Consider the following 14,194-nt stretch of genomic DNA (forward strand, 5'->3'; position numbering starts at 1 on the left):
GGCTGCTACTGATAGATCCGAACAGTTTAGAGGACCTAGCAATACTGGTAGAGCGCGGCGGCATTGACTTCGGGATCGTGAATCTCTCACTCGGCTACATCGTCCCGTACCGATGGAGCCTTTGGAAGCCGACCGTCGATGCGTTCCGTGCAGAAGCTAAAGAACCGCTCATTTACTGGGAATTCGAAAAGCTCGCGAAGCGAATCGCGGAGAAGAACCCTCATTCGGTCAAACTGGACGCTGCGGGGGAGATCATCTGGGAGGGATTCAGAGAGTAGGCTCAGTTGGCCGCCCATGTGCTTCCGCAAAACCAAAACCTGTATCTCAGTCCACTACCCGGCGGCACCGTGATCTGGCGTGTGCCCGACAGGAATGTCGGACCGATGCAACCCTTGACGGTCGGTCTAGGACTTCAACCTGTCCACAAGGTTTTCAAAAGGTGGTGGTACCTGATACGTGAAAGACACACTTGATGCGCCTGAGGCGACCGGACGTGTGGGCCGCCAATATCCGACCGATCTCCATGCCCGATATGTAGCGTGTGGGTCGTGTTTGGTCTATGACGGCGTAGAGGGGCCACGACCACAAGGCAGAAGCATGATGCAAAGGCCAAAGTTGACGGTCATGGAGGTGCGCGTTGGGGATGAAGTCCGTTTTGCCGGAGTGGTACGGCCACGACGACGAGACATTGAAGCAGATCGTCACTACCGGAACGATCGCGTTTGATGCGAACGTGATGCTGGATTTATACCGGGTCGGAAGGAACCAGCGCGAGCAATTGATCGCTGTGCTTGAGGCGGTTCGTGAGCGGATCTTCGTTCCCTACCAGGTGGCCCTTGAGTTCCATCGGAACCGGCTCGATACGGCCGGAACGAATGTGACCGTGTACGCCGATCTCCTGAGCTCCATCGACGTCGTTCTCGAAGAGAAGTACCTCAACAAGATCCGTGGGGGGCTTCAGGCGGAGGTGCGGCAGATAGTCGAAGCAGCCAGGGAGGATCTCGCAGGCAAGCTCACGGAATGGCGTGACGAACACGTTATTCCCTTCGAGGACGTTAGGGAAGGTGATCCGGTTCTCAAGGCGCTCGACGAGCTGCTAGATGATCAAGTATTCGGTAAATGTCCTTCGCCTGAAGAACTCGAGGGACTCAAGTCGACTGCACATGAACGATATAAAGACCTGATTCCGCCCGGTTACCTAGACAAGGGCAAGGACGATCCAACCGGGGATTACCTCATCTGGGTGGAATTACTAGAGCACGCGAAGACATCCAAGCGGCCGCTCTTGTTTGTCACTGGCGATCAAAAAGACGACTGGTACCGCCGTCCCGTCCGTGGACAGAGGTTGGGGCCGCGGGTTGAACTTGTAGCTGAGATGCGCTCAGTCGCAAAGAATGACCTATATCACCAGGTACCGCTTGATTTGTTTCTGGACCTTGCGATCGCATACCTAAACGCGAGCGTCGAGAAGGAGACGATCGAGACGGTCCGGAGCATCGTGCGACCCACGCCCGTTTTCGATCGCGAAACGCTCGCCAAAATGTATCCGGATGTGCCGTATTCCGATGAATTCCGAGACACCATGCAGCGTGCACTCGAATCTTATGGGTTGAAAGGTGCCGGCTACCCAGACTTGGCTGAGGCAATGGCCCAGGGAAACTGGGGAATTGCTGGCTCACTTACACTCCGCCCCGAATTTCAGTCGCGGATCTTTGATCAAATACGGGGACCAAACTTTGCCGAATTCTACAAGATCCCGAACATCGCTGAACTCTACAAGATCCCAAACAGCGCCGGACTCTTTACCGAATTCTACAAGCAGATACAGGAAGCCCCAGCCGAATTCTACAAGCGGATACAGGAAGCCCCAGCCGACCTCTACAAGCAAGCACAGGAAGCCCCTGGCCTGATGCCTCGGTCACCCAGCGAGCAGACGACTCAGCAGAAGAACCCTGGGCGCAAGGCGGCGAAGACATCGGCTGGCAAGAAGGCGGAGCCCCCTAAGCAACCGAAGCCCTCTCGCGTGAAAAAGGAAGAATAGGCAAGTCAGCAGGTGCGGATGACGAGACGGGCTGAGGTGACCAGGGTCAAGTACCGCCTAAGCCGCCCCACGTCGATTCGTGGCGGATCGATTCCTCATCACGGACCACGATCAGGCGGTAGCCCTCGCGGGTCGTGAACAACAAGCGATACAGAAGCCCGCTCCTCTTCAACTTGCCGTCCGGCAAAAACGCCTCAGCGATCAACTTCCGCAGATAGGCGGCGTCGCGCTCGGCGTCGGGCTCACCGACCTCGATGACGTCGGCCGCATCATCGAGGAGACAAGGTGCCCCCTTGTCGACGCCCCGCTTCGTGATCCTCATGCATTGCTGAGCGCTTAGACCGACCTGCGCGCCGATCTCCCTGTAACTCACGCCCGCACGGTGTAACGCCCTGATCGTCACGTCGCGTTCAACCTTGCTCACATGCCCTCCTACCAGCGACGATACCTGCAAAATGGCCCCGTAACCCAGGTTAAACAGCAAACCCTGCGTTACGGCCGCCGACACGGCGAAACGCCCAAAATTGGTCTCTAACAACACTTTTCAGCCGCTATTTGCTGTGTAACACAAAAAATTTTTGCGTTCAATCGACCGGGGGGAGATTCCAGTAGACCGGGTCTGTTGCGTCTGAAGCTGAGCCGCAACTTTTGACCCCCCGCGGCGGCCGCGCGCCCCCCGGCGGGATGTTCCTGGTGCTTGGGAAGTTTCGGAGTGCCGGGATCGCCGGCAGTTCGTGCGCCCCAGGAACACTCGGTGTCGGTGGTTCGGCGTATGGTCCTTGGGCGCTTGGGGATTGGCGGCACGCCGCGACACGCTCAGGCGCTTGAGAAACGTCAAGGTGACCACAGCTAACTGCGACACGCCGTGTGACCTGCGGAAACGGTGTCAGCGGGGTGCTGCGGCGGTTTCGTTGGTGGTGGAAAGTTTGCTACGCGACCTCAGCAAAGTTCCCAGGTCAGGACCGGGAGTGTTGACTTCGTTGGGTTCCCGCCGGAGGACCGTGTCGCCGCCCTGTGGCGCGTCTTCGAAGACGATGGTGTTCCCGCCTACTGAGAGACGAATGGAGGACGGTCAACCTGCAGCAGACGCCGCACCTATAAGCTCGCCGCGGAAGGCTTTGGCGAGGACGGCTTGGGAGCTGCGGTCGACGCGCTTCGAGGCGGCGTCGATCCGACACCGCAACCCGTCGGCCATACCAAAAAGTTGGTCGGCTCTGCGTACTATCTCCACCTGCTCGTCGACAGAGGGAACCGGAAGCGTCAAAGTCCGAATTCGTCCTTGGAAGAGATTCGCCTGTGCAGTCTCCGTCTTCTTGTTCATGATCTGTAGCTGAAGAAGCGGACTGCGCAACACAAGCGAGAGGTAGTCGCTGTTCATAACGCTAGGGCGCAGCACCGCCACGCTGCGGACCAGCGAAAATCTCATGCCCTGGAGTACAACGGCCGACCGTCCGATCGTGCCCGAACACGTAAGAAGGACGTCGCCCGCCGTTGGCTCAAGTCTTCGAGCGAGACGCAGGTAGGTCTCCTCCGAAATGTGGTCGATAGGTTCGAACACAATCGAACCATTCAGGACGTTTCGTGCAGACAGCAGCGGCACCCCTTCCGGCGTTCTCGGCGGCGTCGCGTGTTCGCCGTCGGTAATCACGGAACAAAGCTGGTCAGCGGTTGCCAGGACCCAGCCGGAAGGTGGATCGCCGCCAGCCGACTCATCAGGCAATTCAACGGGTTTCCTCGATAGCTTCCTGTCTTTGGCGCGAATGTCGAGCGATGCATCGAGTACCTCATCTCCGCGGCAGGTCAGGTGCATATCGCGCCAGTCGGCGGTGAGGCGGCCGGAGCAGGCTGCAGCGAGGACTCCCTGGCGGAATCGCTCAACTGCTCGCCTTGCAGCCGCAAGGTGCGAAGCCGAGGAACTCTGCAGAGCGTCAGTGTGGCCAATGAGGTCGGCCAGCTGACGCTGTACGGCAGGATCATCAGGGACAGCCACTGGGGTGTCGTTGAAGATGCCCTTCGTGACGTGCACCATCCCGGAGCCGTGCGCGTGCCGTTCAAGTTCCCCAATGCGCTCACGAACGAGGTGGTAGTGGAACCGTTTGTCAATGTTCGACTCCACCTTGAAGATGTGCTGATTGAGCACACCCTCGGGCCCATCCCAGATGTAGGCACCAAGTGTGGCTGACCACGAGATCAGGAAGTCGCCCGGCCTGACGATATAGCGATCCTCGATCTCACCGTCGAAGTAGTTCGGGTTGCGGTTGGAGCCGGTGAGGTCCTGGATGCGGATGATTGGCCGGCCGGTCCTCGACCACTCTTGAGTCTTGAAGGCACGGCCGTTGAGATAGCGGCCGATGTTCCCGAGTGTCGTTCGTGTCCAGCCCTCGGGAACGACTAGGTCGTCAGACATCGCCACCTCCGTCGCCATTGCCCTCCAACAGCTTCTGGATGTCGGCGAGATCGTCGATGGCGAGCTGCAGCTCCTCCATGGCCTCGGTGATCAGCTCCTCGGGCTCGGGCAAGTTGTCGGGGTCGTCTAGTTCTTCGTCGCGGATCCACTTGAATGCGTCGAGCTTGTAGTGGCGTTCTTTGATCTCGTCGATAGTGAAGCTGCGCCAGCGCACTTCCGCAGACTGCTTCTCAGATCGCTTGCTCAGGCCATTGGGGTCATCGCCGTAGCACTTCTCGAACTCGGCGAAGTGCTTGAGAGCGAGCGGCCGGCTTTTCTTGGTGATCTTTGGCACGTTGGAACGGGCGTCGTAGATCCAGGTCATTTCGGTGGGTCGGCCCTTAGTGAAAAAAATGACATTAGTCTTGGTGCCCTCGGTGTACGGGCTGAAGGTGCCCCGCGGGCAACGCAGCAGGGTGTGGAGGTCACAGTCCTCCATGAGAACCTGGAAGACGTCAGCGGCCTGCTGGGCGAACAGTACGTTGTCGGGCACCACTATCGCCGCGCGTCCGCCATGCTTGAGGATGGTGAGCACGTGCTGGATGAAGTTGAGCTGCTTGCTACTGGTCTGGATGACGAAGTCTTCGCGGTCGGGTGCCTGGTTAGCGCCCTTGGTCCCGAAGGGCGGATTGGTCAGCACGACATCGTAGCGTCGGCTGCCGGGAACCTCGTAAATGGAGTCAGCGAGGGTTATATGCGGCTGAACTCGGTGTAGGTACAGGTTCATGAGCGCCAGCCGTCGCGGACGAGGAACGAGATCCTGGCCGAGGTACGTGCTGGCATGGATGCGCCGCCAGGTTTCGCGGTCGAGTGCGCCGCCAGCGGTCTGACCCTTGAGCCACTCGTATGCTGCCACCAGGAATCCGCCGGTGCCGCAGGCCGGGTCGTCGATGGTGAAGTCCTTGGTCGCCCGCGGGTCTGGCTTCATGCAGCGCACGATGCTTTGGATGAGCGGCCTCGGGGTGAAGTACTGGCCAGCACCCTTTTTGCCCTCGCTCGCGGCCTTCTCGAGGAGTCCTTCGAACGCTGCGGCCTTGACATCGGTGTCGAGCGAGGTCCACTCGGTCTCGTCGATGACGCCGATAAGCTTGTGCAGGTTGACTGGGTTAGCGAAGCGGCTCTGGGACCCGCTGAAGATATCACCGAGGATCCCATGCTCCTTGCCCAGGACGCGAAGTGCATCAATGTAGGCGTCGAGCAGTTCGGTACCACTCTGCTCACGGAGGTACGGCCAGTCGGTTTGCGCCGGCAGTTCGATGCCACGCTCATCAGCCATCTTGATGAACAGCAGGTACGTCAGCTGTTCGATGTAGTCGCCGTAGTCGATCCCGTCGTTTCGGAGGATGTGGCAGAAACCCCAGAGTTTGTTGACAACGTCGGTCATGCGGCGACAAGCTCCTCGTTCAGTTCGTCGAGCAATTCAGCGAGGTGCCCGTCGAAGGTCCGGTTGGCACGCCCCCAGCCGCCGCGATCGGCAAGCACGGGGATATCGTCGAAGTCTTGCCTTTCGATAGACAAGTTCTGCACCAGGTGGTGGCGGATATGCTCCATCCACTTGACTTGCTCTTCCGTCAGTGACCGACCAGCTGTGACCTGGGCGATGGCGGCGTCGACCCGTTCCTCGGCAGTGAGCAGTGGGGCCGTGTCGACGGCAGCACGCTTGACCATCGAAATGATGTCGACCAGCGCCTTGTGGTGGGCGATCTGGAATGCCTTCTGCAGGTTGATCTCAGTGAAGTGTTCCGGCGCTTGCGCCAGCTTCTCGCGCAACTCCCTCAACGGCTCGGCACCCCACTCCTGGGGACGCGACAGCAGGACGCCGACCGCGCTGATCTCCTCGGAATGTTCATCGATGAAGCGTTCAAACAGCTGCAAGTAGTCCTCTGGCCGATACTCCTTGCCGGTTCCCGCCCTTATGAGCCACTCGGACTCGACCCGATCACTGACACCCGGAGCGACGATGAAGGTGCGCTGGGCCCGCGGGTAGTCGATAAGGAGCTCAAGGAAGTCGTGATCGCGGAGGATCTTCATTGTATTGGCGAAGTCGCTGTGCAACATGGCGGGCAGGTCTACGGCAAAGGTGGCGATATCGCCATCCGGTATAAAGCGCGCGAACAGATCCCGGGCATCGCCACTCATATTCTTGGCAATGCGCTGCAGACGCTTGACCAGTCGGCGCGTGTTGTAATCGACGTCCCGGTTCTGCCAGATCTCTTCGATAATCTGCTCGATCGACTTGCCGTCACCCTCGGGCGGCTCGACCGTCATGCCGGTCGTCTTGCGGAAGTACTCGATGAGGGTGCCGTCGAAGCAGTCGAAGACGACGAAGTTCGTCTTTGGTGGCAGCAGGTCGGTCGAACGCCGGGTCCCGCGGCCCAACATTTGCTCGAACAGGATTCGGGACTTAACCGGTCGCAGGAACACCAGGAACTCTAGGTCCGGGATGTCGACGCCGGTGGTGAGCATGTCGACAGTGACAGCGATCTTGGGGTTAGGCCGATTGCGGAACTCGCGGATCTTCTGCAGCGGACGGTCTACCCGACCGGTGATCTTGCTGACGAACGCCTCTCCGTGGCCAAAGAGGTCGCGGGAAAGATCGACGAGCTGGTCGGCGTGCGACGTATGGGGCAGATCGTTGGCTGCGAAGATGAGTGACTTGGGGAATCGGCCAGTCTCGGCCTCATGCGCCTCGGCATAGCGCTTGATCTCCTCCAGGATCTTGCGGTTCGAATCTGGGGCGGTGATGTCACGCTCAACCTGTGATGCGTCGAACTCTCGCTCGTCCTCCAAAAAATCGAGCTGTCGTGCGCCGGTATCAGGGTCAACCTGGTCAACCTGTTCACCCTTATTGAGGAACACACCGTTCATTCGGACGTCGCTATTTATGCGCACCACGTCGTAGTCGACGAGGTAGCCCTCGCGGACGGCCCGCTCGTATTCGTAGCGGTACACCGGATGCTCAAAGTAGGCCATGGTGTGCGCAGCAGGCGTGGCCGTCAAGCCAATCTTGATCCCATCAAACCAATCGAGCGTGTTGCGCCAGACCGACAGTTCCTTTGTCGAGTAGCCGCGGTGGCACTCGTCGGCCACGATCAGGTCGAAGGCATGAATCGGGATGCGGAGCTTGTCCGCGTCCTCGTCGCCGCTCTCGCCCTCCCCGAAGCGGATGCCCGCTTCTCGACCAAACAGGTTGATGCTCATGCGCTGGATGGTGCAGACATAGACAAAGGCATCACCGAGCTTGGGGTCAGTCAGCAGTGAGTTCGGCATAACGTTCGGGTCGAACTTTTCCTCCTTGCCGAAGTCGGTCTGCTGGAAGCGCTGCGAGTAGACGGTGTAGATCTTGTCGAATTTCATTGCCGGCTCGGCCTCGAAGCTGGCGAACGCCCGCACCGTCTGAGCAGCGAGCGCCCGACGGTCGACAAGGAACAGCACTCGCCGGGCGACACCGGACTTCATCAGCCGATAGATTTCGTTAACGCTCACCAAGGTCTTGCCGGTACCTGTCGCCATCGTTACGAGCATCTTGCGATGCCGACTGGCGATGGCCTGTTCGATGGCAGTGTCAGCTTCAACCTGGTACGGGCGAATACCCTCGCGCACCGGAATCGAGCGCAAGGCCGACAGCTCGGCGTCGAAGTCTCGCTTTAGGAGCTCACGCAGTGCCTTGAGCGTATGAAACCCGGACACCTTCCGCGAGCGGTTCAGCGGCTGGCGAACGTCGTGGAACCAGATCTCTTCACCGTTGGTCGAGTAGAGGAACGGAACGCCGAATTCGCCTTGGTATAGGGGATCCTGCGCAATAGCTCGCGAGTATCGCTCAGCTTGAGGAAGAACTCCCTGGGGACCAAGAGTGAGCTTCTTCGCCTCGACGATGCCGCACACGGCTCCTGCGTCACACAGCGCATAGTCGGCGGGACCCGCGGCCGTTGGCCACTCTTCGACAGCCTTTTCGGCCGGAATGGTAGTAAGCATCAAGGAGTCGAATGGCGTGACGGTCCATCCTGCTGCGGTGAGTTGCGGGTCAATTCGGCTGTGCCTTGTCGACCTCTCACTCTCCATCCGTCACAGCCCCCAATCGCCGCAAGGTGGGTCACCGGGAATGACACCTACATCGAGGTTCGGAAATCCTAGCGCGCCGTGACGACCGGGACGCCTGAAATGCCATGTTCGCCCGACCACTTGCGAGCGCGGATCGCTGTCCTTCAACGGTGTCGACGGCAAGCCGCGCTTCCATTTAGCTGCCGGTGAAGGTGCCGGTTTCCGGCTCATGCCGCCTGGCTGCGGCTCCAACGAAGAACACGTGTGTCTTCCTTTCTGGGCCGCAGCGCCCGGCGGGCGGGAAATGACCAGACCAGCCCGCCGGGCATCCGCGCCCGTCCCCACCGCGCGGGCTGAAGGCGCGGCGAGAGGCTTTTTAGCTACCCGAGAACGATGGCGTGGTCAGTCCGAGGATTTGCACGAAAGACTGCGGATAACGCGAAGCGAAGGCCAGGTAGGAGTAGACCTGTAACGCGATGGTCAATTGTTGGCCCAAAGTTTGGGGCAAAACGCGGGCTCTGATGCCGCTTTCCCACAGCATGAGATCGCTCATCCTTGCGACGAATATCGGGTCCTGGTTGCCGTTGAGCGTGATCGGGATGTTGGGGTCCGTGATCACCGGGACGCCCTGAACCTGACCGACAACCTGCTGGCTTTCGACGTTCTCCAACACACCGGCGGCGTTCATCAAGCCGTTAGCTTGCGGCAGGAACAAAGGTCGTTGGTTATTGTCCAGCAGCGACAAGAACCAACCCCACCTTCTCGGATGCATGAAAATCGCGGTCGGTGGCAAGAACCTGGTGGTGTGCACCAGTTGGATCGCGTTCGCGATCGCGGCGTACGACGCGGCCAGGTTGTTCGCGGCGACCGTGACCGTCTGGATGCCGGTGACGTTGGTGATACCTGTAATCGTGTTGTTCGTCCCGTCCGCGTAAATGACACCGGCATCCAACGTGGCCGCATGCGAAGCCGTCAGGTCCTGAAACACCACCTCATCGAAAGCCACCGGAGATTGGTCAATAAGTTGCAGCGCCACGTCCTGCTCGCCGGCAATCGTTTTGACCGGAGCATTGACGAAGGTGTCGGTCAGATCGGTATTCGACACGGGCGTGTTGTCGGCGGACTGGAAGGCGGTCGTCGTCCCCGTCAAAAGCTTGGGAACCGAAATATTGTCGGTACCTGCTGGCAACGGCGCGATGGTGCACGTGTTCGCGAAAGCCCTGCCAGGACGGGCGAGCTTGATCCACTGGCTAACTAACCACAGCGGCGGGACGAAATACCCTGCACTGCTATCCGTCCGGTCGATCGCCCGGTATTCCGCCACGTCTTGGGCGTGCCGGTTCAGGCGCTGCCGTGAGGCGTCGACGTCGCCCATCCCCAGCTGGACGCGAACCAGATCTTGGACGTAGCTGCAGCGGTGGTCGCCCGCCTGGTAAGTCGCCTTCTCGAGAACGTGGATGTTGGGGGTGCTGCTCATCGCTTTTTCCTTCGAGCGGATGCCCTGAAGGAGCGGGTTGTCGACACCGGTGCGTTCCAGCTCGCGGCGGGTTTGAGCGACGCGCAGGCTCAAAGCCTTCTTGTCGGCGAGGGCCTGTTTGAAATCGCGACTTTCTTGCGCGTTCAGTTGCGCCCGGTTCTCCGACCTCGCGGCCAACACGATCGCCTCGCCGCGTTGGTGCGCAGCGTCGCGTTCGTCTTCAAGCTTCTGAAGGAAGTCCCGCAAACCGCCGTCCGACATCGACTGTCCGTCCCTGAAGGGATGCGCGAAAGCCGAGAGGAGACGCCGGGAATTAGACGCGCGAAATGGAAGGGGGATTTGTCCGGGCTGAATACCGGGCTCGCCGACTAGGAGACTCTGGAACCAGCGGTGGTCTCGCTACGTCTGCTGCAAGTCTAGAACCAGGCGGCGACAAGTGACAAGAACTGTTGTCATTTCCGGCGGCGGCGCGCGCAGGGGGGAGATTTGCGGGCCAGCGTCCAACGTGGGCGGACGTTGAGGGGTGTCCGGGTGTGGTTCTGGTAACCCCTCCCCGCCGACGGCGGCCCAGGGCGGCGTAGATCAACTGATGTTCTTCGGGTGTGACCGGTTGCAGGTGCTGCAGATAGCCATGTCAGCTCCCTTCCAGGCGTCTAGCCGCCCGGTCGGCCATCTCGTCGACGATGTGGTCGGCCACGCGCTCCACCCATTGCCGCAGCCCCTCACCGCCCGCCAGACGCACCCCGTTGAACCCCTGGGCGATGAAGCACAGCTCCGTGTCGGTCAAGCCCTCGATGCTGGGCAGCGTGTCGGTGCTCGGGTCACCGCCGGTGCGGGCGAGCAGTTCGGCGTTGACAGCGACCCATGCCTGCTCACCCCACCATGCGACGGCGGCCGCGTTCGTGCCCTCCATCCGGGCGAAGCTGTCGAACAGGCCTGCGAGGCCGCGCAGGTCGCCGGTGGCTAACCACGTCAGGTCGTGCAGTTCGTCAGTCATGGTTGAGTCTCCGTTCGACGTCGGGCACTTGCGTGCCGTTGACGGCCGGGTGGTCGTGCTGGAGTACATGCCACCGGCCCCGCTCCGTCCAGCAAATGTTATGTGCACCAACATGTTTCGGGTCACACGAGGGCATCAAATACAACGCGGCCGCGCATTCAAGCCAGCTCGACCACGACGTCATCTCGGAGCCATAGCCACCGACGCCGGGTCGATGGCAGCACAACACCGCGGTCACCGCTCGCCGTTCATCTTGGCCAACAGTGCGGCGATGACGGCTTGGCGCTGTGCCCGGTGCTCGTCGCAGAGGCGGCGAGGCGTGCACGAGCAAGTCATGTTGGCACGCCCCAGCTTTCAAGTCCCGGCAATGGCTGATCGACAAAATCCGGCTTGACACGTCGGCGTCGGGGTGCCCGTTTCTTGGCCGGGCCTCTGCAATAACTGCACACGTGGTGCGCCTTGTCGGCCTCCGATGTCAGATCGGCACCGCAGGGGCAGTAGGTGATCATTAACCCTCTTAATATTTGCTAAAATTGTTATAAAATTACATCGATGCTATTCAACAAGCTGATTATGATTTCAGATATTTAGCTAGCGGGATAAATCTCCCCTGGCGCTAGACCTACAGTGGAAATTTGCCTGGGCATCCTGTGCAGGCGTGCATATGTGCTGGTCAGAGCCGACATCGCCTGCACAGGCATCCTGTGCAAGGCATCCTGTGCAGGCGATCTCCCGTGCATCCGCAGCGCACAGGCAAGCTGCACAGGATGCCTGTGCAGCGGATGCGGGACAAAAGTGCAGGTCAACAAACCCACCTGCACCGCCTGCACAGGATGCCCAGGCAAATTTCCACTGTGGGCGTACTGCCGCGATCAACTCAGCTCGATTCCGACATGGCAGAACTCAGCTTGACTCCGACATGGCAGTGGGTACGGACGCGGTTGATCGTCTGCTGACTGGACTTCAGCTCGGGCACCACCGCACGCAGGTCGCGACCGAACACGCTCTTGGAGGCAGGGTGGTGCCCGTTGTCCTCGCACCATTGCCGGTACGCGGTGTAGAGCACATCTCGGGTACACATCGCGGCAGGACCACGTGTGCACATCTCCCGCACGAACGCGCTCGCAGGGCTGGCCATGTCTTGCATCAAGACAACCTCGTCCAGCGAGGACTGCGGGACGGTGAACTTGCCCTTGACGTTGAGGCGGTCCAGACCGGCCAGTGACCAGTTCAGGATGGAGGGCAATTCGGGACGGAGCTTGCCGGCGAGTTCGCGGTCTTCGTTCCCTAGCCAACTCCGCGTCATCTTAAGGATCAGGAATCGGTTGGCGATCACCCCGGAGGCGTCCTTGAACCGTGGGAGTTCGTTGGACAGCAGCATGAATCTGGTGGGCAGCTTGCCCGTCCAATGGGACTGATACTTGCGGTCGATGGTCAGCCGGTCCTCGCCGGTGATGTTCAGCAGCCGTTCCACAATCTGGTCGGCCGGGGCATTGCCCAACCTAGCGTCAGAGATGATCGCCAGCGGCTTGCCGATCAGCGGCCACAGCCCGAAATTCGTTGCCATGCTTGCCATCGTCGGGTTACCGACGTTGTCACCGCCCAGCAGTTGGGTGATCACACCGGCGATGGTGCCCTTGCCGCTTCGACTCGGGCCGTGGAGCAACACCAGCTTTTGTTGCTCCAAGCGTCCTGATAACACGTAGCCAAACCACTCTTGCAGCAACGTGATTGAGTCCTCGTCATCGCCCCACACCGATTTGAGGAAGTCGAGCCAGACGGTCGGCTTGGCGGCATGTGGGTGGTAGTCGAACGGCACACTGACGACGTTGAACAACGCCGGGGTGTGCGGGTGCAGAGTGCGGGTGTCCATGTCAAGCAGGCCGTTACGGCACGAGACCACTTGCGCGGCGGAGGCTTTCACGCTGTGTTTCTCAACCCAGGCCGGGGTATCGGTCTCGGTGGACAGGTGCCCGACGGCGGCCATCGCGTCCAGGACGTTGGCGACCTTGAACCGGGTCGGCTCCCACGGTTCCAGCGTCGTGCCGCCACCCTTCACCTTGATGTAGCAGGCGTTCTCAAGTGCTCTGTAGACACGGGCGCGAACCTCGGCGTTGTCGACTTCCGACCAGTGGGTGGTGCGCCACAGTTGCCACCCGCCACGGTGCGCCAGCAGGTTTTTGATGCCGTCCGCGTCGCGACAGCTGTCATAGAGCTGTTTGGCAACGTCGTAGGGCGCGGTGGGTGGCGGGAAGATCACCGGCCCACTGAAACCCTCCTGCCCCTGCGCTGTGCGGGTTTCGGATTCTTTTGTGTCGGCGCGTGGTTGTTCGCCGTTCAGGTTTTCACACCCGGCCAGCAGGTCGAGCGCTTCGCGGCGATCGTCCGCGGTCATGTGAGCCGACCCCCGCACCCACGGTGCAACAGCTCCGCCAGTGCACGATCGGCCCCGCCGCGTCTCCACAGCGCGCGGCGGACTTCGATTGGCAGCAAAGGCATTTGGCCGCACGTGATTAGCACGTGCCGGGCGGCGTCGGCCCACCCGTCGATCGCGCAATCGGACAGCGGCTCGGTGCACCGGCATGGCCGCTCCCGGCAGTCCGACCGCTCCCGGAAACTCAGCGGGTCGCGCTGGCCGGAGTGCGGCAGCGGCGACAGCCTCTTGGCTGCCTCGTGGCGGCGGCGAAGCTGCTCCAGGAGCAGCGCGCCGCGCGACAGCTGTCGGGGCTCGGCGCTACCATCGGAGCTGCACAACTTGTGCTCAGTGGCGCTGTTGGGAGACGGGCAGCTGAAGGAATCGCCGGGTGATGAGCCCGGCGGTTTCGCGTTCACGTCGCATCACCACGAACAGCCCGCAGCAATGCAGCGATTTTGTCGAGCTGTTCATCGGTCGGCTTCGGCCAGTCGGCGATGAGCCCGCGAACGTACTCGACGAGTTCAGCGCGGCCGGTGTCTTCGGCGGTCATTATTCGGCGCGCTCCGCGAGCAACCGGTCGACGCTTTCGCGGGTGATGAGGACGCTGCACCCTCCGGTGCCGCCGTCGATCCGGTGCCCGTCGAGACGGCGTTTCAGAAGGTAGTTGTCGATCGTCGGAATGCAGCAGCCGAGCCGGTCGGCGGCTTGGCGTTTGGTGCACGTTTGAGCGCGCAGAATCACGACCGCCTGCGCCACCGATAAGGTACTTCTTGCCA

At 60.7% G+C, this 14,194-nt stretch carries 11 protein-coding genes; 2 read left to right on the plus strand and 9 right to left on the minus strand.

Translation table 11 applies throughout. From position 1 onward, the window contains the following. Positions 1 to 278, plus strand: a 278-nt coding sequence (locus ACLP9N_RS17830) for a DUF4760 domain-containing protein (RefSeq protein ID WP_442408666.1), incomplete at its 5' end; no start/stop codon positions are given. 365 nt (positions 279 to 643) lie between these two features. Further along, positions 644 to 2,041, plus strand: a complete 1,398-nt coding sequence (locus ACLP9N_RS17835; RefSeq protein ID WP_442408667.1) for a PIN domain-containing protein — start codon at positions 644 to 646, stop codon at positions 2,039 to 2,041. Between the two features lie 46 nt (positions 2,042 to 2,087). Here the strand turns inward: ACLP9N_RS17835 and ACLP9N_RS17840 are convergent, their stop codons facing one another. The 9 genes from ACLP9N_RS17840 to ACLP9N_RS17880 form a co-directional block, all read right to left on the minus strand. Continuing rightward, a complete protein-coding gene (locus ACLP9N_RS17840; protein WP_442408668.1) occupies positions 2,088 to 2,582 on the minus strand; it encodes a hypothetical protein in 495 nt (164 codons plus the stop codon). Between the two features lie 531 nt (positions 2,583 to 3,113). Beyond that, on the minus strand, positions 3,114 to 4,448 hold the full coding sequence (locus tag ACLP9N_RS17845; protein WP_442408669.1) for a restriction endonuclease subunit S: 1,335 nt from the start codon (positions 4,446 to 4,448) through the stop codon (positions 3,114 to 3,116). After that, the gene (locus ACLP9N_RS17850) at positions 4,441 to 5,871 is read right to left on the minus strand and encodes an N-6 DNA methylase (RefSeq protein ID WP_442408670.1); all 1,431 of its coding nucleotides are present in this window, start codon (positions 5,869 to 5,871) and stop codon (positions 4,441 to 4,443) included. The genes ACLP9N_RS17845 and ACLP9N_RS17850 overlap by 8 nt, the downstream gene beginning before the upstream one ends. Then, the gene (locus tag ACLP9N_RS17855) at positions 5,868 to 8,462 is read right to left on the minus strand and encodes a type I restriction endonuclease subunit R (RefSeq protein WP_442408676.1); all 2,595 of its coding nucleotides are present in this window, start codon (positions 8,460 to 8,462) and stop codon (positions 5,868 to 5,870) included. Before ACLP9N_RS17855 ends, ACLP9N_RS17850 begins: the two co-directional genes overlap by 4 nt. Before the next feature lie 442 nt (positions 8,463 to 8,904). Beyond that, positions 8,905 to 10,266 (minus strand): phage major capsid protein, encoded by a 1,362-nt coding sequence (locus ACLP9N_RS17860; protein WP_442408671.1) that lies wholly within the window; start codon positions 10,264 to 10,266, stop codon positions 8,905 to 8,907. 373 nt (positions 10,267 to 10,639) lie between these two features. Beyond that, positions 10,640 to 11,002: a hypothetical protein gene (locus ACLP9N_RS17865; protein WP_442408672.1), complete on the minus strand. Its 363-nt coding sequence runs from the start codon at positions 11,000 to 11,002 to the stop codon at positions 10,640 to 10,642. Positions 11,003 to 11,879: 877 nt separating this feature from the next. Next, positions 11,880 to 13,397 (minus strand): DNA primase family protein, encoded by a 1,518-nt coding sequence (locus tag ACLP9N_RS17870; protein ID WP_442408673.1) that lies wholly within the window; start codon positions 13,395 to 13,397, stop codon positions 11,880 to 11,882. A 433-nt stretch (positions 13,398 to 13,830) separates the two neighbouring features. Continuing rightward, positions 13,831 to 13,968: a hypothetical protein gene (locus ACLP9N_RS17875; protein ID WP_442408674.1), complete on the minus strand. Its 138-nt coding sequence runs from the start codon at positions 13,966 to 13,968 to the stop codon at positions 13,831 to 13,833. Beyond that, positions 13,968 to 14,194: hypothetical protein (locus ACLP9N_RS17880; RefSeq protein WP_442408675.1), on the minus strand; the 227-nt coding region annotated here is incomplete at its 5' end. The genes ACLP9N_RS17875 and ACLP9N_RS17880, both read right to left, overlap by 1 nt.

The organism is Mycobacterium sp. (assembly GCF_052144515.1).
Classification (GTDB): domain Bacteria; phylum Actinomycetota; class Actinomycetes; order Mycobacteriales; family Mycobacteriaceae; genus Mycobacterium.

What these genes read in the sequence shown, in the direction of transcription:
- ACLP9N_RS17865 (WP_442408672.1), bottom strand. Translation starts at nt 11,002, where the DNA reads ATGACTGACGAACTGCACGACCTGACGTGGTTAGCCACCGGCGACCTG.
- ACLP9N_RS17845 (WP_442408669.1), bottom strand. Translation starts at nt 4,448, where the DNA reads ATGTCTGACGACCTAGTCGTTCCCGAGGGCTGGACACGAACGACACTC.
- ACLP9N_RS17850 (WP_442408670.1), bottom strand. Translation starts at nt 5,871, where the DNA reads ATGACCGACGTTGTCAACAAACTCTGGGGTTTCTGCCACATCCTCCGA.
- ACLP9N_RS17860 (WP_442408671.1), bottom strand. Translation starts at nt 10,266, where the DNA reads ATGTCGGACGGCGGTTTGCGGGACTTCCTTCAGAAGCTTGAAGACGAA.
- ACLP9N_RS17875 (WP_442408674.1), bottom strand. Translation starts at nt 13,968, where the DNA reads ATGACCGCCGAAGACACCGGCCGCGCTGAACTCGTCGAGTACGTTCGC.
- ACLP9N_RS17870 (WP_442408673.1), bottom strand. Translation starts at nt 13,397, where the DNA reads ATGACCGCGGACGATCGCCGCGAAGCGCTCGACCTGCTGGCCGGGTGT.
- ACLP9N_RS17835 (WP_442408667.1), top strand. Translation starts at nt 644, where the DNA reads ATGAAGTCCGTTTTGCCGGAGTGGTACGGCCACGACGACGAGACATTG.
- ACLP9N_RS17855 (WP_442408676.1), bottom strand. Translation starts at nt 8,462, where the DNA reads ATGCTTACTACCATTCCGGCCGAAAAGGCTGTCGAAGAGTGGCCAACG.